Origin of the sequence: Salinivibrio sp. HTSP, assembly GCF_003390965.1 — a bacterium.
GTDB lineage: Bacteria > Pseudomonadota > Gammaproteobacteria > Enterobacterales > Vibrionaceae > Salinivibrio > Salinivibrio kushneri.
The window spans coordinates 60,072-78,871 of sequence record NZ_PXUD01000013.1 but is presented as its reverse complement, the minus strand read 5'-3'; the positions used below and the strand labels follow the sequence as shown (position 1 = coordinate 78,871).

Here is an 18,800-nt window from a genome sequence, read left to right as displayed (position 1 = left end):
AGAAGCTCCTCGGTTTGAGCATTTACATTTAACAAGCCCCTGCAAGCAGGGGCTGTGTATCACACCTAAGTGCTTATTCTACTTCAGGATTACTCAAACGCCATACATAGGCAGAGAGTATCTGAATTTTTTCTTCGCCAAGGTGAGCTTCCCACGCGGGCATCACGCCTTGACGACCACCACGAATGGTTTGTTCAACCGCGCGGCGAGAGCCACCATATAGCCAGATATTGTCAGTTAAATCCGGCGCACCAAAGGCAGGATTACCTTTGCCGTCCGTGCCGTGACATGCGGCACATACAACAAAGCGAGATTTACCCTTAGCAGCCATTTGCGGATCCACTTTACGGCCTGACAAGCTCAGCGCATAAGCCGCAACTTCTTTAACGCCGTCTTCACCCATGGTATCTAACCAAGCTGGCATGTTGCCTTTTCGGCCATGGAGAAGAGTGGCTTTAATGGTTTCAGGCTCGCCACCATACAACCACGCATCGTCGGTAAGGTTCGGGAAACCAGCCTGACCGCGCGCATCCGATCCATGACAGGCCGCGCAGTTTTGGCTAAACAAACGTTGACCAACCTTTAAGGCTTCTTCATTACGTGCGATTTGAGTAATCGGGCGCAATGATTTGCCATCTTCTTGGTACGCCAGTTTGCGGAATGCTTCACCAAATACCTTGTCAGCCGCCTCGAGCTCCATCGCATATTGGTTAATGTGCTGCGCTTCTTGCGCTTTTGTCATTAACTCACGCGACTCCTCGACACTGCTTACGTCTTGGTACGAACTTTTCCACCCTAACACGCCGGCAAAGTTACCCAGCCCCGGATAGAGGATAAGGTACCCTAAGCCGAACACCAGGGTTGCCCAAAACATATACGACCACCACTTAGGTAGTGGGTTATTGAGTTCACGAATACCATCATACTCGTGACCCATGTCATCGCCTTCTGCGACGCCCATTTTATCTTTGGTTGTCCAAATGATAAGAGCAGCACAGCCAGCAATCGTGCCGAGTACGATGACTGTTACGAAGATACTCCAAAACGTACTCATTAGCGATTATCTCCTGTCTTGTGATTGGACTTATCCTGATTGTTCTCCTCATCGTCGAAAATCAGGTTAGCCGCTTCATCAAAGTGCTTTTTGCGACGTTTGCTATAAGCCCAAACAACGATCCCAATGAAGCTCACAAATAGGACAACTGTCCAGATACTATGAAAGGTGCCGATATCCATAGGCCCTCCTTATTACTTCATTGCGTGACCTAGTGACTGAAGATAAGCAATCAACGCTTCTATCTCCGTTTTACCTTCAACCGCTGCCTTAGCATTCTCGATGTCCTCATCGGTGTATGGCACACCAAATTGGTCACGGAATAACTTCAGCTTCGCGGCCGTTGTTTCCCCATCTAGCTTGTTCTCTGCTAACCAAGGGAAGCCAGGCATGTTCGATTCAGGTACTACGTCACGTGGATTAATTAAGTGAACGCGGTGCCATTCGTCAGAGTAACGATCCCCAACTCGGGCAAGGTCAGGGCCAGTACGCTTAGAGCCCCATAAGAAAGGGTGCTCCCAAACACTTTCTCCTGCGACGGCATAGTGCCCGTAACGCTCGGTTTCAGCACGAAATGGACGAACCATTTGACTGTGACAAACGTTGCACCCTTCACGGATGTAGATGTCACGTCCTTCCATTTCTAACGCTGTGTACGGACGAAGGTTATCTACCGGTTCAGTGGTTTGCTTTTGGTAAATCAATGGCGTTATCTCCACCAATGCACCAAAGCTGATTGCAACGATGATCAAAATCGCTAGCAAACCTGTGTTTTTTTCTACTATCTCGTGGCGATTTGAACTCATTTAATCGTCCTCCTTACACCGCAGGCTCAAGCGATTTCAAGCTAGCTTCAGGCGCACGAATTGTTTTATATGCGTTGTAAGCCATCAAGAACATGCCTGATAGGAAAATCGCACCGCCGATAAAGCGGACGAAGTAGAACGGGTAGGAGGCTTCCAATGACTCCACAAAGCTGTATGTCAACGTACCGTCAGTGTTGACAGCGCGCCACATCAGACCTTGCATCACACCAGAAATCCACATGGCAACGATGTAGAGTACGGTACCAATCGTGGCAAGCCAGAAGTGTACGTTCACCAAAGACACCGAGTACATACGCTCTTGACCAAACAGTTTTGGAATCAAGTGGTAGATGGAGCCGATAGAGACCATCGCAACCCAACCAAGTGCACCGGAATGAACGTGACCGATTGTCCAATCGGTGTAATGCGACAAGGCGTTAACTGTCTTGATCGACATCATTGGGCCTTCAAACGTGGACATGCCATAGAATGACAAAGACACAATAAGGAAGCGCAAGATGGGATCATAGCGAAGTTTATGCCACGCACCTGATAACGTCATAATACCGTTAATCATCCCGCCCCACGAAGGTGCAAACAAGATTAACGACATCACCATCCCCAGTGACTGCGTCCAGTCGGGTAGTGCCGTGTAATGAAGGTGGTGAGGACCCGCCCAGATATAGAGAGAAATCAATGCCCAGAAGTGGACGATGGAGAGTCGATAAGAGTAAACAGGGCGTCCCGCTTGCTTGGGAACGAAGTAGTACATCATACCCAGAAAGCCTGCTGTTAGCAGGAAACCAACCGCGTTATGTCCGTACCACCACTGTACCATTGCATCGACTGCGCCAGCATAGATGGAGTAAGACTTCATCGGTGAAACAGGGATTGCCATGCTGTTAACGATGTGCAACACCGCGATGGTCAGAATAAAGGCACCGAAGAACCAGTTGGCCACATAAATATGTGACGTCTTACGCTTGATAAGCGTGCCAAAGAACACGATAGCGTATGCGACCCATACCACCGCGATGGCGATATCAATTGGCCACTCTAGTTCCGCGTACTCTTTAGAGGTGGTGTATCCCATTGGCAGCGAGATGGCTGCAGAAAGGATAATGGCTTGCCAACCCCAGAAGGTGAACTCTGCTAACTTCCCTCCGAACAACCGTGTTTGACAAGTTCGCTGCGCAACATAATAAGAGGTTGCAAACAACGCACTGGTACCGAATGCGAAGATCACTGCGTTAGTATGCAGTGGACGCAAACGGCTATACGTCAAATACGGAATATCAAAGTTCAGTGCAGGCCACACTAATTGAGCGGCAATAAGTACACCTACAGCCATGCCCACAATACCCCACAAAATGGTTGTTAGAGTAAATAAGCGGACAACGCGGTAGTTGTAGTCTTGTTCAAGCTGCTTAACTTGGCTCATATTGCATGCTTCCACTTTTAGTTAACTACACTCACGTTTGATACGGACGAAGCCTCCGCTTCGCCTGTTAACATACCATTTTTAAGAAAACGCCCCGTTGCGTATGGTTTTTAACCACTTTGCACACTCCGTTGCTATTTCTTTGTAAAAATGGCATTTTCGACCAGAATCATACTGTAGATACTGGTTAAAAAACAGGGTCTAACCCACACACTTAGTGCGGCTTACCTACCTTTCTTATAAAACTTTGACCTCTGTAACACGGAGAAAGCTACCCATGGCAGCAGAAAAACTCACTCGAGGACGACTCGCGCAAATTATCGTTATGCTTACACTTTTAGTGGTTGCTTTCTTCTGGAGGACGCTGGTCTATACACCCGGATTGACCATTATAGACTGTGAAGGGGAGCGCGGATTTTGTGGCACGTCACAATCTCAGCAAGCGATAGCGTTCTCATGGAGAAAAGAGCAGGATAGTGTAATGTTTTCAGCCACTTCAGACCAAAAGCCACACTTGGCTTATTGGGGAGAGGAAGGGAATAAGCAGATCGAAATTAGCGATCAGCAGGACCGAGATGGGGAGAAGATCACGCTGACTTGGCAGTGGAAAACACAAGATTTACCTCGCGACGCCATGAGCTTTAACCTTGTCTTTGATCAATATCAATTTAAATTTAATTACCCTAAAAGCGAGTGAAAAACTGCGGTTTAAAGCTTATTTTTTCTCGTTTATGACGATTATAAAAGGAAATGCTTATTTATGAGTGTTTCCTTTTTTATCTTGTTACAGCTTAATCTTAAACTCTTGATCATTAATACTATTTGACTCATCACTCAAAAGAAAGCATACCAAAGGAGATAAAACTTCGCTCTTTTTACGCGACGGTAATGTTTCCACATCAGTGTTAATATTGTGATCCGACCAGAAACTTATACTGTTAATCCGTTGCAGGCGATTTGTAGCCGGCTTGTCATTGAGAGACACGCTACCCAGGTGCCTGTTTGTAGCAATAACGACACAACGAGCCTCCACCTGACAAAACGCATCTAACCCATCAATCCCCAGCGATTGTATATAGGCATGCCCGAGCTCAGAGACGATAACGGCACCGATAAAAGGGGAGAGTTGCGCAGTACACTGATCAAGCGTGACTTGGAGCGTATCTTGCGTGAGCGCAGGGGCTTCTTTAAACCTGACTCGGGGATCATGAGCGACAATGTCGAGCGCTGTCGTTTGATTATGATCGATAATAACAGGGGTATAGCCTTTCGCAGCTAATTGATAGGCGATAGTGGCACCTAAGGTGCAGGCCCCACCGAATAACGCAACGGGTCGACAATCCATGTTGAGCGCTCTAGCGATATAAATGAAGTGATAGAATACGTGATTTCAAGCGCGATTTCAGTGGGTAGCGCAATGATTTGATTGCCTGATACAAGTATCATTAAAATCGTGATAAATAGCGAAAACAATAACGAACGTTAAGATGAAAATAGCCACAGCATGCACACAACAACCAGACGCAGTGGACGCCGCGCAAACACTGGCGCGCACTTTATTGAGCCGCCTAAACGCACCGAGGCTTTTAATGGTCTACTGCACGGAGCAATACGATGTTGATGCACTTCAGCGAGCAATGGTTGCACTCTTTCCTAGCGTGCCATTGATAGGTTGTACGACCTGCGGTGGTGTCATGACGCAAGCCGGTTACATCGAAGGGCCAACAGCCGCAGTGTGGGCTTGCAATGATGAAAAGGGGAGTTACGGTACATCCCTTGTGCCACATCAAGCCCATCGCCCAATACGAGATTCAGCACGTATTGCGCTTAATCAAGCCATAGAGGAGAGCGGCCGTTGTGGTGAACTTCCCAAACTCATCGCTTTACACAGTACACCAGGGGATGAGGAGACGACGTTAGCTGCCATTCGCGAAGAGTTGGGCGTATCGGTTCCGGTGATAGGTGGGTCAGCGGCGGCCGATACCGTCGGCGGACGATGGGCCATTTTCGATAACAAGCAAACCGCGCAATCTGGCATCGCAATCAGTGTTTTTTATCCAACCGCACGGGTGAGCTATTCATTCCACTCCGGTTATGCCGCCACAACGAAGAAGGCCATCGTTACAGAGGTACGTGGTCGCACCTTAGTGAGTTTGGATCACAAACCCGCATCGGTGGTTTATAAAGACTGGTACGAAGAAGAAACCGGGCAGACGCTAGACTTAGATGATTCGTTATTTGCGCGATCAACCTTGTATCCGCTCGGGACACAAACGGGCAAGATACACGGCTTACCCTATTACACCTTGTCACACCCCATGTTTGTGAACCAAGACGGACACATGGAGCTCTTCTCGCAAATCGCCGTTGGGCAAACTGCACACTTTATGACAGGCACCAGTGAAGGGTTAATCGCCCGTGCAAGTCGAGTCGTGGAATCGGCAAACGATCATGCATTGCGGACACCTCAACCTCTTGGTGGGCTGGCGATTTATTGTGCAGGGTGTATGCTTCACGTCAAAGATCGCCTAGATCAAGTCGCCGACAATATCAACACGGCCTTATACACTGCACCGTTTGTGTGCCCGTTTACCTTTGGTGAACAAGGCCTGTTTAAGGGTGGGGAATTGTCCCATGGTAATTTAATGATCTCGGCTGTGTTATTTCATAAGGATTAATCATGACGTCGAAACGCGTATCGACCTTTGAACGTTCAGACTCTGAATCTTTACAAGAAACCTTATTTGAACTCAGTCGTGTTGAAGCAAGAGAAAAGCGTTTAAGGGAAGAAAACGACGCAATTTTATCGGCGATCTCAGCTATGACGGAAGCGACGTCAAAAACCGATATTTTTGCTTCCTTACTTGATGTGATCCGCCGGTATGTTAGCTTTGATAGCGCCGTGGCGCTGAGCCGTAACCGAGAAACAGAAGATGCGTTTCGCTGTTTAGTATCGACTGAACGCTTGCTCGAAACCGTCACTTGGCAAACAGGGGATGTGTTTCGCCGCTGTGTGAGTGGCGAAACGGTTGCTATCTATAAACCTGGCATGGTGAAAGAGCTGCATTGCTTAACGCATCAATATGCCAGTTATTTACAAGGCACTGCGCTGATTAGCGGGCTGACGGTCAATGACAGTGAAGTCATGCTTATTTTACTGTCACACCGCCGTGATGCATTTAATAACGAAGCTCAGCAAGTAATCGACCGGTTTCGCCCCTTGATTGAGCGGACCATTATGGATATCGACTACCGCCATCGCCTCCATGCATTAGTGGGGAGTCGCACCCAGGAACTGAATGCTAGCCGCCAGCGCTTTCAAGACTTTGCCCAAACAGCCAGTGATTGGTTTTGGGAGCTCGATAACCAATTTCAACTGACTTACCTGTCGTCACCCAATACTGATACCGACATTGATCCTGAAGCCCTGCTGGCAAAGCTCAAATCAGATGCCGAATTAAAAACGACGTTAGAAGCGTACATATATACAGAAAAAGCCTTTAGCGATATTGAGTGGCATATAGCGTCTCGTCACCATGATTATTGGGTAAGTCTATCAGGCCGTCCTTGCTACAATAAGCGCGGTGAACTTGCAGGTTATCGGGGGACGGCTAAAGATATCACCGCGACCAAACGTCGCGTCGTTGAATTGCAGCAGGCGCGTCAGCAAGCTGAGTTGGCGAATAATGCCAAGTCGCAATTCCTTGCGGTCATGAGCCACGAGATCCGCACACCACTTAATGCTGTTTTGGGATTGATCGATGCGTTGCAACACTCTTCATTGACGCAAGAGCAAAAGCAGTGGGTAGGGCAAATGGATAAATCTGCTCAGTTATTGCTGACATTGATCAGCGATGTGCTAGATTTGTCTAAAATTGAGTCTAACCGCTTTTCACTCTCTCCCTCATTGATGAAGCCCAGCGATAGTGTGTCGAATGTCTATCAACAGTTGATTGAGCGGGCTGATAAAAAGCGCATTAACCTCTCTGTCAGTGTCTCTCCTTCTGTACCTAACACCTTGTTTATGGACGAGAACCGCTTTACGCAAATACTGCTTAACTTGGTGGCCAATGCTTTAAAATTCACGGACCGTGGTGGGGTGACAGTGTCACTTGACGCTCATGGTGAGCACCTTGAGCTATGGGTGAGAGATTCAGGAATCGGTATCGACGAAAAGCAGATTGATCGAATCTTTGAGCCTTTTACTCAAGCGGATGGCAGTATTACTCGCCGCTTTGGTGGTACCGGCCTCGGATTATCCATTTGCAAAAAACTGGTAGAGATGATGGGGGGCAGTATTCACGTAGAAAGTGAGCCTTATCAGGGAACTGACTTCTGCGTTCGCTTGCCGATTGTCGAAACACCTCAAGATGCAGAAAAGTACCAAGCACCGCCCAATGTCCCGGCTGATGCCGTGCAGCCTATGTCGATATTGGTCGCCGAAGATAGCCGCGCTAATCAAATGGTGGTGAGGTTAATGCTTGAAAAACAAGGTCATACCGTGACGCTAGCGTCCAATGGCGAGGAGGCTCTGGCACGGGTTGAACAAACAGAATTCGATCTTGTGCTCATGGACATGTCGATGCCCGTAATGGATGGCATCGCAGCCACCAAAGCACTGCGCGCGTCTGGATTTAAACGTCCAATTGTTGCGTTAACGGCTAATGCGATGGATGAAGACAAACAACGGTGTGTCCGTGCCGGCATGGACGACTTTGTGACTAAACCCATTAGAGCCGCGAGCCTTAACGCCGTACTGCATGTTCATCAGCCATTAGATCTGTCCACTAATTACCGCTGACTTGAATCGATTTAGGCCAATTCATTTGGAATAATCAAGATTAAAGGAAGTAGTAATTAGCTATTTTATGGTAAATAGATAATTACGTTTAATGACAGCAAGCGAGTAGTACTGGGCGAGCAAAAACAGTGTCCAACATCAGACCTCAAACCTTTATTTAACATAATATATATAATGCGCACTTAAAGGTGTGCGTTAAGATAGGAGCGATATGGCATTTCTCGCTATCATATCGCTCCTTGTCCCGCACGGCGTGTAATCTGATGCTATTTGAATGACTGATGTGGAAATACGTTTTTGATACGTTGTTGAATACGGTTATCGATGCTGCGCGACATCACCACCTTCGCGGGTTTAAAGCGATTGCTATACACTTTCACTGTGCCCGTAAACGGATGGCGCTTCGCGATGTCTTGGCAGTCATGTAAGAAACCTTTCGGCACTTTTCCTTTATGACGCACTAACTGACCATCTTTAAATGCAATCACGATCAGTGGCCGGTCGATCAACATGAATGCGAGGAAAATGGCAAAAGAGATCAGTAAAAAGTAGCCCATACTGCAATGCTCGCTTATCGGTTAACAGGTTTCACATTCCTAGCAAGTTACTCAGATCTTGCTTTAAGGTGTCTACTTGCTTGTTGGCACTTTCAGAACGATTGGCCTCAGATAATAAATACTCAATAGTATCGGATAAGGTCGCGTCAAGCTCATGTGCTTTTTGCGAGAGCTTCTCCCACACCCGGTAATCCAAATCGATGGATTTTTTCCGCGTTTGCTCTTGCTCGGCGTTAAAGTGACGCTTGCGCTTGGCGCGAATCGCTTGTTTTAGCTTTTTCTCCAGCGACGGCGCCATGTGTTTTTCAATCCATTGATGCACCCGCGTGGGTTCATGCTCTAAGGCTAACAAGGCATCAACGGCTGTTTTAGCCTCATCGCTATCAATGTATTTTGTGACAGCGTCACCGTCTTTCCATTTTTTCACCAGGTAGGCCCATTTCCAGCCTGCCTCAAGGTTCTCGAGTTGTTGATATTTCATATGCCAAGCTTTTGTCACGCCAAGTGGTGACAGCGTAACACTAACGCGCTGTCTGTTCAATTATCACACACCACAACGATGCCACCGTGCGCCAATGGTTGATCCAATGGCCCCACTATCCTATTACCACAGTGTGTTATCCTTTATACTCTATCCATTCTAATCTTAGTCAGTAATCATAGACATGCATGAAGTTGATTGGCGTGATGCCAAACCACATTATTCTCAGTTTTCTCTCGACATTGCACAATTTGCGCATTTAGAGGCGGCCTCACTGTTATCACTGCAATCACGCTTAAAAAAGGCTCTGACTTGGTTAATGTCACCTTCGTGTCCAACGGCTTGTCTTACCGTGATGTCTGCTGACTTACCTCAATATCTGAATGCCTATCAAGCAGAATTAGCGACACAGTACCCAGAGGTGCCGGTTGTGATCGGTGATGCGATTACCGAATCAACACTGTTTGGCTTCGCTTATGATGCGAATAAAAATGTGACAGCGTCACAAAAAAAGTACGGTTTGCTACATCAAGCTCACAATGGCGTATTGATTTTAAAAGTCGCGGATATACTGCAGCAGCCGCGGATTTGGGTGCGTCTCAAGCAGTGCTTATCAACGGGCAAGCTCGCCTGGCAAACCGCCCGCGCCGATCAAGTGACGGAGTTACCCGATGAGGCAGTGAACGTACGCCTGGTGTTAGTCGGCGACAGACAGTGGCTGGCCGACTTTGAAACCAATGAGCCTGATCTCTACGACGGCCTATCAGCTTATGCCGAATATGAGCAAGACATTGCGCTCGACGCGACCACCATTGTGCCCTATTTTGCTTGGCTAAAAGGCTTGGTTACCGCACACACTCACTTACCCATGACAGAATCAGGCTTAGTACGTTTGTTGCAAGCCGGGGCACGTGAAAGCGAAGATCAATGGCGGATGCCCTTGTGTCCGGTTTGGTATCATCAACTACTGGCTGAATCTGTCATAACGGCGTCGGATGCCCTCGACAAAGCTGCCATTGATGCTGCTATCTCTCAGCGTTACCAACGTGCTGCCTACCTCCCCGAACGTGCGATTGAAGATATCCACAAAGGGCAAGTTTTTATTGATACCCGCGGCGAGCATATCGGTCAAATAAACGGATTAACGGTGATCGAAGTGCCTGGGCATCCGATGAGTTACGGTGAGCCAGCGAGAATTTCTTGTGTCGTTCATTCCGGTGATGGTGATATTGCTGATGTTGAGCGTAAAGCCGAGCTTGCGGGCAACATTCACGCCAAAGGCATGATGATTATGCAGGCCTTTGTGAGCGTGGCGCTAAACCTCGATGACCCTTTACCGTATTCCGCCTCCATTGTATTCGAACAATCGTATAGCGAAGTGGATGGTGACAGTGCATCCTTGGCTGAATTATGTGCCTTTGTGAGCGCGTTATCTCAACAACCGATTAATCAAGCCATCGCCATCACCGGCGCCGTTGACCAATTTGGTCGCGTACAAGCGGTTGGCGGGATTAATGAAAAAATTGAAGGCTATTATCAAGTCTGCGCGCACCGTGGTTTAACCGGTCAACAAGGCGTGGTGTTACCCAAAACCAACCTCTCTTCTTTGTGTCTACGTAACGACGTGGTTGATGCGATTAAAGCCGGCCAGTTTCATATTTGGGCGGTGGATGATGTCGAACAAGCCTTGCCGCTTGTGACAGGTCTCCCATTCTCCGGAGATGATGATGAGACATTGCTCAGAAAAATATCTAATCGAATAAATCATTTTCATACTGATGACAAACAAAGCTGCAACAGTTTGTTTAAACGCTTAAAAAACTGGTTTGGCCAGTACTGATCCGAGTTGTTTGGCGTACACGTGTACGCTAATCTGCTCGCAATTGAATAAGGAGCAGTTTAGATATAATGAAACGCCAAAATTCCTATAATCGCGACGATTTACTCGCGTCTAGCCAAGGTGAGCTCTTTGGCCCGGGACGTCCACAGCTTCCGGCACCAAACATGCTGATGATGGACCGCATCACCAACATTACCGATCAAGGTGGTGACTTTGATAAAGGCGTGATTGTCGCAGAGTTGGATATCAACCCAGACTTATGGTTTTTCGACTGTCACTTCCCTGGTGATCCCGTGATGCCAGGTTGTCTTGGTCTAGATGCCATGTGGCAGCTAGTCGGCTTTTTTCTCGGCTGGGTTGGCGGCGAAGGAAAAGGCCGCGCCCTAGGAGTGGGTGAAGTGAAGTTTACCGGACAAGTATTGCCAACGGCTAAGCGTGTTCGCTATGAAATTCACATGAAACGCGTGATTAACCGCAAACTCGTGATGGGTGTCGGTGATGGCCACGTCTACGTTGATGACAAAGAGATTTACGTCGCGAAAGATCTGAAAGTGGGGCTTTTCCAAGATACCTCAGCATTCTAATCCTCGCTGTCTAGCCGGTGACTATCGCCGGCTTTTTACCGCCCGCCTTCTTGACTCACCATATTTCCCCTCGCGCTTTGCTCGACTAATGGTTTAATTTTTTAGCGATTGTTAACGTTATCTTTGTACTTATCTCTATTTGGTGACAAATATATAAAGTTATAGTGCATTATATACTAATTAAAAAGGCCTTACCAAAACGGTAAGGCCGTAGAAGATTAGAAAGAGACTACTTCATCATTTCCGATTTACTGGTTCTGCCTTCGCGCCATCCGCCAAGCCAGCTACTTCTAGCATCCGTTTGTTGGTAAGGACATAGTTCAGACGATCGACCGTTTATACCTGCTTGAAAGCCCTTTGACTGTGCGCGTTCCAAACGATCTCGCTTCTGTCTTTTCATAGGGTCGCCCTCTTTATTCCATTTTGTTCAATGCTGCTTGCTATTTGCAAGGATGCTTCCGTCTGTGACGTTTTTATGAAGCACCTTCTACAGCTTCGATCATGATTATTTTTTAAGCAAGCACTATCGCGCAACAACTAAACAAAATGTGAGTCATATCCCTCCCATATGTGACAACGTCACTAGCGCAATTATTGCATCGCTTCCAATTCTTCCCAGCGTTCAAAGGCTTGCTCTAGTTCCTGTTCAGCCTCTGCTAATCGAGTCAGTTTAGGTTGGGTAACATCCTGACTTTTCGAGAAAAAATCAGGATCGTTCATTTCTGATTGTAATGCTTCAATCTCTTCTTCTAGCGCCTCAAGCCGCGCTGGCAGGGCTTCTAGCTCACGTTGCAGTTTATAAGAGAGCTTGCGTGGCTTACTCTTAGGTTTTGCCGTCTTTTGTTCCGTATCAGCCTCACCACCCGTTGAATGCGTGCGGCTATTGGGTGTGATGGCTTTAAGATACTGCTCACGCTGTTGTTGGGCATCGTGATATCCCCCAACAAACTTATTAATGGTACCGTCGCCCTCGAATATCCAGCTATGAGTGACCGTGTTGTCGACGAATTGACGATCGTGGCTGACCAGCAATAAAGTGCCTTGGAATTGCGAAAGCAAGTCTTCCAATAGTTCCAGCGTTTCGATATCGAGATCGTTGGTTGGCTCATCAAGAACCAATAGATTCGCTGGCTTGAGGAACAACTTAGCCAACAGCAGACGGTTTTTCTCGCCCCCAGACAGTGCCTTAACCGGGGTTTGAGCGCGGCGAGGATGGAATAAGAAATCCTGCAAATATCCCATCACGTGACGCTTACGACCACCGACTTCAACCTCGGTTTTGCCTCCCGCCAAGTTATCGATAACCGTTTTTTCTGGATCTAGCTTCTCCCGGTATTGATCAAAATAGGCCACATCCAGTTTTGTGCCTACATGCAAAGTGCCACTGTCCGGGGTGAGTGTTTCAAGCATCAGCTTTAATAGCGTACTTTTGCCACATCCGTTCGGGCCAATCAGCGCAATGCGATCGCCGCGCATCACAGTGAAACTAAATGGCTTAATCAGCGGCTTGTCTTGATAGCTAAAGGCGACGTTTTCCGCTTCAAACACAATTTTGCCGGAGCGGCTGGCATCGTCGAGCTGCAAGTTAGCATTACCCTGTAACTCAACGCGGCTCGCACGCTCTTGGCGTAGCGCTTTCAGTGCGCGCACTCGCCCCTCGTTACGGGTACGACGTGCTTTGATACCTTGACGAATCCAGGCTTCTTCTTGAGCCAGTTTTTTATCAAATTCAGCGTTCTGCTCAGCTTCCACTCGCAGCGCTTCTTCTTTACCGTCGAGGTAGGTTTGATAGTCGCCTGGCCATGAGGTCAGCTTACCGCGATCAAGATCAACGATACGTGTGGCCATCGCGCCAATAAACGAGCGGTCATGCGAGATAAAAACGATTGCGCCTTTAAAATCTTTTAAGAATTGCTCTAACCACAAAATAGTCGAGACATCCAAGTGGTTAGTGGGCTCATCAAGAAGCAACACATCCGGCTCACAAACCAGAGCGCGCGCTAAAGCGGCTTTGCGCTGCCAACCGCCAGATAAGGCTTTAAGCGCGGTATTGCCCTCTAGGCCTAACGCCCCTAACACCACCATAATCTGATTATCAAAGCGCCAAGCGTCAGCGTGGTCGAGCGCTTCTTGCACTTTGGCCAGCTCGGCAATATTGCGATCACTAGGATCGGTTTCGATCGTCGCGATCAGCTGATGATACTGCTTGAGTTTGTCCCCTGCTTCCGCGAGACCTTCGGCCACATAATCGAACACAGTTCCTTGGCTATCGCGGGGGGGATCTTGTTCAAGCCGGGAGACTTTGAGTTCAGACTGACTTTGAATACTGCCATCATCGAGCTGTACCTGACCATCAAGCACCTTCATCAAGGTAGATTTACCGGCGCCATTGCGCCCTACCAGACACACGCGCTCACCTGGCTGGAGAATAAAGTCAGTTTTGTCCAGTAATGGGTTGTCGCCATACGCCAACTGGGCGGAGGTTATTTTAATCAATGCCATGTTGCGTTAACCAAGCTTGTAATTGTGTGTGATCAAACGGCCATCCTAATTCAGCCCTCACCGCTCCAGACTGATCACGTATTGCGATCACAGGGATAGTGACGCCGTAACGCTCAAAGAGCGTATCGTCAAAGGCAATGTCTTGACTGTTGAGTGGCGTTTGATAACCGAGAGATTGATAGAGTGCCCACGCTTGTTCACAAAGGTGGCACCCTTCCGTACTAAACAATACGAGTGTCATGCGGACATATCCTGATGACGAATAATCCAGCAATTGTGAATATGTGGGTTGCGGGCAAAATCTTCAGGAATCGAGCGTTTGCTAATATTTTCTGCACTGAGCCCTGCAGCCGCTAAACCTTCCAAATCCATCTTAAAGTGTCGCTTGTTATTGGAAAAAATAATTTCACCATCGGGACGTAAACGGTCTTTTAGTGCCAAAAGGACATCCAGGTGATCACGTTGCACATCAAAAGTGCTGTGCATTCTTTTCGAGTTAGAGAATGTCGGCGGATCGATAAAGATTAAATCAAATTGCTGATCTGATTGGCGAATCCATTGCAGACAGTCTGCCTGTTCAAAACGGTGTTGACGCCCGACAATGCCATTGAGCGCCATATTGCGTTCCGCCCACGCTATATAGGTTTTTGACATATCTACAGTCGTGGTAGAGCGTGCGCCACCGACCGCGGCATGCACCGACGCACTGCCCGTATAGGCGAAAAGGTTAAGGAAATCTTTCCCTTGCGCTTTCTCGCCGATTAGACGACGGGTATTGCGATGGTCAAGAAATACCCCTGTATCAAGATAATCATAGAGATTAACCTCAAGCGCCACGCCGTATTCATGGACCGTCATGGTCCGCGACGCGCCAGCAAGCTTTTGATACTGATTGTTGCCCTTTTGCTTTTCGCGCGTTTTTAACACCACTTTATTGGCATCCACACCCGTCACTGCAATGGCAGCACGCACCATATCCAACAAGCGACGACGTGCTTTCTCAGGCTCAATGGTTTTCGGCGCTGCGTATTCTTGAATCACCAAATAATCGCGATAGCGATCTATCGCGGCTTTATAGTCAGGCAAGTCGGCATCATAGAGTCGATAACACTCTAACGCTTGTTTCTTCGCCCATTTGTCGAGCTTCGCCATATTCTTGCGCAAACGGTTAGCAAAATCTGGGGCGACGTCCGCCTTTGGCGCTTCACTCTCCGGTTTTTCACCACGCGCAGTGATCGCATAGGTTTTCATCACACAGTCTAACGCACCGTTGCGTAACTTAAATTTGTCATCCGCGCGCATCCGCAAGCAACTCAGTAACTCTTCCGATCCTGAATACAAAGAAACCGTGTTCCCCGCAAATGCCTCTTTAAGGTGATCACCGAGCTGCGTGTAGAGGGCGATCAAGCCAGGCGTGGTTCCCAAGCGCTCCCCGTACGGCGGATTAGAAAGAATATGTCCCCCTGAGAATCCCTCAGGCGGCGTCACTTGCGTGGCATCACCCGTTGCAAAATCAATCAATTCACCCACGCCAGCACGTCGTGCATTCGCGCGTGCTGTCTCAATCATACGGGCATCGTTATCCGTGCCATAAAAACGTGTCTGGCACTGACTTACACCTCGTTTTGCCTTGACACTCGCTTCCGCTTTGATCGCTTTAAAGGCTTCATCATCAAAGCCCAACAACGATTCAAAGCCCCAGCGCTTGCGCTTTAATCCAGGCGCGATTTTCGCTGCCATCATCGCCGCTTCTATCAGCAGGGTGCCCGAGCCACACATGATATCCATCAAAGGCTGATCCATCTTCCAGCCACTCCTTGCGACTAAGGCTGCCGCATGGGTCTCTCGTAAGGGCGCAGCGCCTGCTTGGGTACGATAGCCGCGCTGATGTAGGCCGCTCCCTACCATATCAATCCCAAGCAGGCCTTGATCTTTCGATAACCGCATATAGATACGTAAATCAGGCTGCTCGCGGTCGACGCTTGGGCGGGGCAAATTCGACTTTTCAAACTTGTCTACAATTGCGTCTTTGACTTTCAACGCCCCGTACTGGCTATTGCGTATCTCGCGATTGGTACCATTAAAGTCCACCGCAATCCGCTGACTGGCGTGAAAATAATCGGGCCAGTTAATTGCCGTTGCCCCGAGGTAGAGATCCATATCATCGCGCACCGCAAATTCGCCCAGAACTAAGACAAACCGCGACGCAATCCGACTCCATAAACAGCATTGATACAGTGTTGAATCGTCGGCTTTAAATTTAACCCCCGCATGAACTTGCTTGACGCTAGAGACGCCAAGTTGTTCAAGCTCTTGAGCTAGCATGTGCTCGAGGCCTCGAGCGGTTATTGCGAGATAGTGTTTCATTCAGTCTCTACACCCTTTGGGCGTCGTTATCATCATGGCGGCGATTATACATCAATCTTGCGCCTATCGTTGACCCAAGCGGTAACAAACACCATTGAACGATGAATAAATCGCCGGATTATTGTTTCCATATAAAAACAGATGCTAAGAAAGATTTGTTTCTGCATGGAATCAATTATCCGACCCCGACCCCCATCCGTGTTTCTTCCAGGAAACCATCTTGCTTCTACACTGACATCGCCTCGCGCAATGCGGTTTGAACCGACGCGTGTAAGTATTCACTGCTGCTATGATATCTATCAAACCTCACTTTATAACAATAAAAACGGACTTATTTTCCCTTTGGGAAAGAATGCATCACCATCAAAACTGGACTATACCAGAAGAGATTTGCTCAAGCATTTTGCCGGATAAAATAGGAAGAAAGCAGTCAATAACTGCCGTGATAAGGGTGAAAATATCCCCAAATGAATGAAAAAATGCTCAGAGATGCGCACACTTTTCGTTCATAAAATGAACTGATATCACATTTTTTATGCACGTCTGTTTGGTATAAGAAACGTCAAGATACAGCTATCGCGCTGTCATCTGTCTACGGAACAAGGAAAGTGAGGGAAGAAAGGAGGCGTGGGCTGAGTGAAAACCACTCAGCCCACTAACGCAAAGCGACCTTTTTGGCTATTTGTTTGACATATTGGTTGCGATAGCCGGTCGTTCATTACTTTAATCGCACCACAAAACGCCATTTTTTTATTCGCGCTCAGTTCAAAATCCGCTTCGCGCGCGAGCATGCACAGTGAAGCGGAACCGGCGTTCTCTATGATAATAAACGGCGCCCTATCCCCTGTTTGGCTGGTGAGCTCGACTATTTGCCCCCACTCAGGGGTGGCAATAGTGTCTTGTTGTGGCTCGAAAAACCAGCTTTTAGGTAAGACAGGTTTGTGGAAGCGATAGGCTGCCACTGCGTTCAAAGCGAGTTCGGCCTGACGAGGGCCGGAAAGTGAAAGATTTGACAGAGGCTCTGTCAAACGTTGAAAGAGTGATGCATCCTCAACAGAAAATGGGGATGATGAGAACGCATCGGGGATGAGATGTTTGGCATTAACCGCCACGCGAAAAACCATGTCATCGCCTAAATCCAGCATCAGTGAATTCGACGTATTATCGAAATACCATCTCCATGCATCATTAGGTTTTAACATACTTCAGCTCCCGCGATGACTCACTTACTGGGTGTCTGGCGATAACAACACTGCCATTGCCTGAAGTGTAATGGGCTGAAGCGAAAAAAAAAGGGGAAGAAAACGTCCCCTTTAATGCGTTAAGCGTTTATTTACTAAGCTAAATATGACGCACGATTTGTTTGATGAGCCCAGGACCTTGGTATATTAACCCAGAGTAGACTTGCACCAGATCCGCCCCCGCTTCGAGTTTTTCTCGCGCGGCGGTGACTGAGTCAATGCCGCCTACCCCAATGATGGGCATCGCACCATCGAGTGCACGATGTAGTTGGCGAATGACCTCGGTGCTTTTTAGTTGCACAGGACGGCCACTCAGCCCACCCGCTTCACGATAATGTGGCATACCATCTACCAATGAACGCTCAAGCGTCGTGTTGGTCGCAATCACGCCATCAATCTGATGACGAATCAGTGCTTGGGCCACTTGTTGAATTTCGTCTTCACTCAAGTCTGGGGCAATCTTAACTGTCAAAGGCACGTATTTATCGTGGGTGTCTGCCAAATGTGCCTGTTCCGCTTTCAGTGTGCTAAGGAGTTCATCGAACATCTCGCCATATTGTAAGGTACGTAATCCTGGCGTGTTAGGCGACGAGATATTGACGGCAATATAGTCAGCGTGTGGGTATACTTTTCGCATGCAGGCGAGATAATCGTCGGTCCCCTGCTCGATGGGTGTATCTTTGTTCTTACCAATATTAATCCCCAACACACCATCGAAGTTTTTCGCACGTTTCACGTTTTCTACCAATGCATCAACGCCTTGGTTATTGAAACCCATTCGATTGATGATCCCCTCGGCAGCTATAATACGAAAAAGTCGAGGCTTATCGTTACCCGGTTGCGGACGGGGCGTCACTGTCCCCACTTCTACAAAGCCAAACCCCATCGCGCCAAAGGCTTCTATGCACTCGCCGTTTTTGTCCAATCCTGCTGCTAAGCCAACGGGATTATTGAAGTTGAGTCCCATCACGGTAACTGGACGAGGAGGAAGCTGTTGGGAATAGAGAAAACGAAGCGGGGTGTGGTGATATCGAGAAAGGGTGTTGATGGTTAGATCATGTGCTTTTTCTGGATCTAACTGAAAGATAGCCGGTCTGGCGAGGCGGTAAAGCATTATCCCTCCTAA

At 48.0% G+C, this 18,800-nt stretch carries 18 protein-coding genes; 5 read left to right on the top strand and 13 right to left on the bottom strand.

The genetic code is table 11. The annotated features are described in order from the left end of the window. Positions 1-73: 73 nt before the first annotated feature. Genes ccoP through ccoN form a run of 4 tightly spaced genes read right to left on the bottom strand, consistent with a single transcriptional unit; the run spans position 74 to position 3,301 of the window. Complete coding sequence (gene ccoP, locus C7A19_RS03005; protein ID WP_116644119.1) at positions 74-1,054, bottom strand: cytochrome-c oxidase, cbb3-type subunit III; 981 nt, start codon at positions 1,052-1,054, stop codon at positions 74-76. Next, the gene (locus tag C7A19_RS03000) at positions 1,054-1,236 is read right to left on the bottom strand and encodes a cbb3-type cytochrome c oxidase subunit 3 (RefSeq protein WP_077459068.1); all 183 of its coding nucleotides are present in this window, start codon (positions 1,234-1,236) and stop codon (positions 1,054-1,056) included. The genes ccoP and C7A19_RS03000 overlap by 1 nt, the downstream gene beginning before the upstream one ends. A 12-nt stretch (positions 1,237-1,248) precedes the next feature. Then, the gene (ccoO, locus tag C7A19_RS02995; RefSeq protein WP_077459067.1) at positions 1,249-1,860 is read right to left on the bottom strand and encodes a cytochrome-c oxidase, cbb3-type subunit II; all 612 of its coding nucleotides are present in this window, start codon (positions 1,858-1,860) and stop codon (positions 1,249-1,251) included. 13 nt (positions 1,861-1,873) lie between these two features. Continuing rightward, on the bottom strand, positions 1,874-3,301 hold the full coding sequence (ccoN, locus tag C7A19_RS02990; RefSeq protein WP_046073229.1) for a cytochrome-c oxidase, cbb3-type subunit I: 1,428 nt from the start codon (positions 3,299-3,301) through the stop codon (positions 1,874-1,876). 277 nt (positions 3,302-3,578) lie between these two features. Here ccoN and C7A19_RS02985 point away from each other — a divergent pair, with 277 nt between their 5' ends. Further along, complete coding sequence (locus C7A19_RS02985) at positions 3,579-3,998, top strand: hypothetical protein (RefSeq protein WP_077522082.1); 420 nt, start codon at positions 3,579-3,581, stop codon at positions 3,996-3,998. 87 nt (positions 3,999-4,085) lie between these two features. Here the strand turns inward: C7A19_RS02985 and C7A19_RS02980 are convergent, their stop codons facing one another. Further along, positions 4,086-4,646, bottom strand: a complete 561-nt coding sequence (locus tag C7A19_RS02980) for a hypothetical protein (protein ID WP_069362409.1) — start codon at positions 4,644-4,646, stop codon at positions 4,086-4,088. Between the two features lie 142 nt (positions 4,647-4,788). Between C7A19_RS02980 and C7A19_RS02975 the strand changes: the two genes are divergently transcribed. Both C7A19_RS02975 and C7A19_RS02970 read left to right on the top strand, forming a co-directional pair. Continuing rightward, the gene (locus tag C7A19_RS02975) at positions 4,789-5,979 is read left to right on the top strand and encodes an FIST N-terminal domain-containing protein (RefSeq protein WP_116644118.1); all 1,191 of its coding nucleotides are present in this window, start codon (positions 4,789-4,791) and stop codon (positions 5,977-5,979) included. A gap of 2 nt (positions 5,980-5,981) precedes the next feature. After that, complete coding sequence (locus C7A19_RS02970; protein WP_116644117.1) at positions 5,982-8,102, top strand: ATP-binding protein; 2,121 nt, start codon at positions 5,982-5,984, stop codon at positions 8,100-8,102. Positions 8,103-8,368: 266 nt separating this feature from the next. On the opposite strand, the gene C7A19_RS02965 is transcribed toward C7A19_RS02970, so the two are convergent. Both C7A19_RS02965 and matP read right to left on the bottom strand, forming a co-directional pair. Continuing rightward, positions 8,369-8,659, bottom strand: coding sequence for a DUF3634 family protein (locus tag C7A19_RS02965; RefSeq protein WP_046073224.1), 291 nt, complete (start codon positions 8,657-8,659; stop codon positions 8,369-8,371). A 31-nt stretch (positions 8,660-8,690) separates the two neighbouring features. Then, the gene (gene matP / locus C7A19_RS02960) at positions 8,691-9,140 is read right to left on the bottom strand and encodes a macrodomain Ter protein MatP (protein ID WP_077486263.1); all 450 of its coding nucleotides are present in this window, start codon (positions 9,138-9,140) and stop codon (positions 8,691-8,693) included. A gap of 184 nt (positions 9,141-9,324) precedes the next feature. Between matP and C7A19_RS02955 the strand changes: the two genes are divergently transcribed. Both C7A19_RS02955 and fabA read left to right on the top strand, forming a co-directional pair. Beyond that, positions 9,325-10,980: a Lon protease family protein gene (locus tag C7A19_RS02955; RefSeq protein ID WP_116644116.1), complete on the top strand. Its 1,656-nt coding sequence runs from the start codon at positions 9,325-9,327 to the stop codon at positions 10,978-10,980. Positions 10,981-11,045: 65 nt separating this feature from the next. Further along, positions 11,046-11,564 (top strand): bifunctional 3-hydroxydecanoyl-ACP dehydratase/trans-2-decenoyl-ACP isomerase, encoded by a 519-nt coding sequence (gene fabA, locus C7A19_RS02950; protein WP_100297992.1) that lies wholly within the window; start codon positions 11,046-11,048, stop codon positions 11,562-11,564. Positions 11,565-11,793: 229 nt separating this feature from the next. Here fabA and rmf read toward each other — a convergent pair whose 3' ends face one another. From rmf to pyrD, 6 genes are all read right to left on the bottom strand, one after another. Further along, positions 11,794-11,964 (bottom strand): ribosome modulation factor, encoded by a 171-nt coding sequence (gene rmf, locus C7A19_RS02945; protein WP_077458712.1) that lies wholly within the window; start codon positions 11,962-11,964, stop codon positions 11,794-11,796. 191 nt (positions 11,965-12,155) lie between these two features. Next, the gene (locus tag C7A19_RS02940; protein ID WP_077458713.1) at positions 12,156-14,066 is read right to left on the bottom strand and encodes an ABC transporter ATP-binding protein; all 1,911 of its coding nucleotides are present in this window, start codon (positions 14,064-14,066) and stop codon (positions 12,156-12,158) included. Further along, positions 14,053-14,307, bottom strand: coding sequence for a glutaredoxin family protein (locus C7A19_RS02935; protein ID WP_077653000.1), 255 nt, complete (start codon positions 14,305-14,307; stop codon positions 14,053-14,055). Before C7A19_RS02935 ends, C7A19_RS02940 begins: the two co-directional genes overlap by 14 nt. Continuing rightward, entirely contained in the window at positions 14,304-16,433 is a 2,130-nt protein-coding gene (gene rlmKL, locus C7A19_RS02930) for a bifunctional 23S rRNA (guanine(2069)-N(7))-methyltransferase RlmK/23S rRNA (guanine(2445)-N(2))-methyltransferase RlmL (protein ID WP_116644115.1), read from the bottom strand. Before rlmKL ends, C7A19_RS02935 begins: the two co-directional genes overlap by 4 nt. Positions 16,434-17,080: 647 nt before the next feature. Next, positions 17,081-17,635: a cell division protein ZapC gene (locus tag C7A19_RS02925; RefSeq protein WP_077458716.1), complete on the bottom strand. Its 555-nt coding sequence runs from the start codon at positions 17,633-17,635 to the stop codon at positions 17,081-17,083. Positions 17,636-17,774: 139 nt separating this feature from the next. After that, positions 17,775-18,788 carry a quinone-dependent dihydroorotate dehydrogenase gene (gene pyrD / locus C7A19_RS02920; RefSeq protein ID WP_069362419.1) on the bottom strand — a complete coding sequence of 338 codons (1,014 nt, stop codon included), beginning with the start codon at positions 18,786-18,788 and terminating at the stop codon, positions 17,775-17,777. Between the last annotated feature and the right edge of the window lie 12 nt (positions 18,789-18,800).

Bases quoted from the DNA above. Each gene is read 5' to 3' on its own strand.
- ccoP (WP_116644119.1), bottom strand. From the start codon at position 1,054: ATGAGTACGTTTTGGAGTATCTTCGTAACAGTCATCGTACTCGGCACG.
- C7A19_RS03000 (WP_077459068.1), bottom strand. From the start codon at position 1,236: ATGGATATCGGCACCTTTCATAGTATCTGGACAGTTGTCCTATTTGTG.
- ccoO (WP_077459067.1), bottom strand. From the start codon at position 1,860: ATGAGTTCAAATCGCCACGAGATAGTAGAAAAAAACACAGGTTTGCTA.
- ccoN (WP_046073229.1), bottom strand. From the start codon at position 3,301: ATGAGCCAAGTTAAGCAGCTTGAACAAGACTACAACTACCGCGTTGTC.
- C7A19_RS02985 (WP_077522082.1), top strand. From the start codon at position 3,579: ATGGCAGCAGAAAAACTCACTCGAGGACGACTCGCGCAAATTATCGTT.
- C7A19_RS02980 (WP_069362409.1), bottom strand. From the start codon at position 4,646: ATGGATTGTCGACCCGTTGCGTTATTCGGTGGGGCCTGCACCTTAGGT.
- C7A19_RS02975 (WP_116644118.1), top strand. From the start codon at position 4,789: ATGAAAATAGCCACAGCATGCACACAACAACCAGACGCAGTGGACGCC.
- C7A19_RS02970 (WP_116644117.1), top strand. From the start codon at position 5,982: ATGACGTCGAAACGCGTATCGACCTTTGAACGTTCAGACTCTGAATCT.
- C7A19_RS02965 (WP_046073224.1), bottom strand. From the start codon at position 8,659: ATGGGCTACTTTTTACTGATCTCTTTTGCCATTTTCCTCGCATTCATG.
- matP (WP_077486263.1), bottom strand. From the start codon at position 9,140: ATGAAATATCAACAACTCGAGAACCTTGAGGCAGGCTGGAAATGGGCC.
- C7A19_RS02955 (WP_116644116.1), top strand. From the start codon at position 9,325: ATGCATGAAGTTGATTGGCGTGATGCCAAACCACATTATTCTCAGTTT.
- rmf (WP_077458712.1), bottom strand. From the start codon at position 11,964: ATGAAAAGACAGAAGCGAGATCGTTTGGAACGCGCACAGTCAAAGGGC.
- C7A19_RS02940 (WP_077458713.1), bottom strand. From the start codon at position 14,066: ATGGCATTGATTAAAATAACCTCCGCCCAGTTGGCGTATGGCGACAAC.
- C7A19_RS02935 (WP_077653000.1), bottom strand. From the start codon at position 14,307: ATGACACTCGTATTGTTTAGTACGGAAGGGTGCCACCTTTGTGAACAA.
- rlmKL (WP_116644115.1), bottom strand. From the start codon at position 16,433: ATGAAACACTATCTCGCAATAACCGCTCGAGGCCTCGAGCACATGCTA.
- C7A19_RS02925 (WP_077458716.1), bottom strand. From the start codon at position 17,635: ATGTTAAAACCTAATGATGCATGGAGATGGTATTTCGATAATACGTCG.
- pyrD (WP_069362419.1), bottom strand. From the start codon at position 18,788: ATGCTTTACCGCCTCGCCAGACCGGCTATCTTTCAGTTAGATCCAGAA.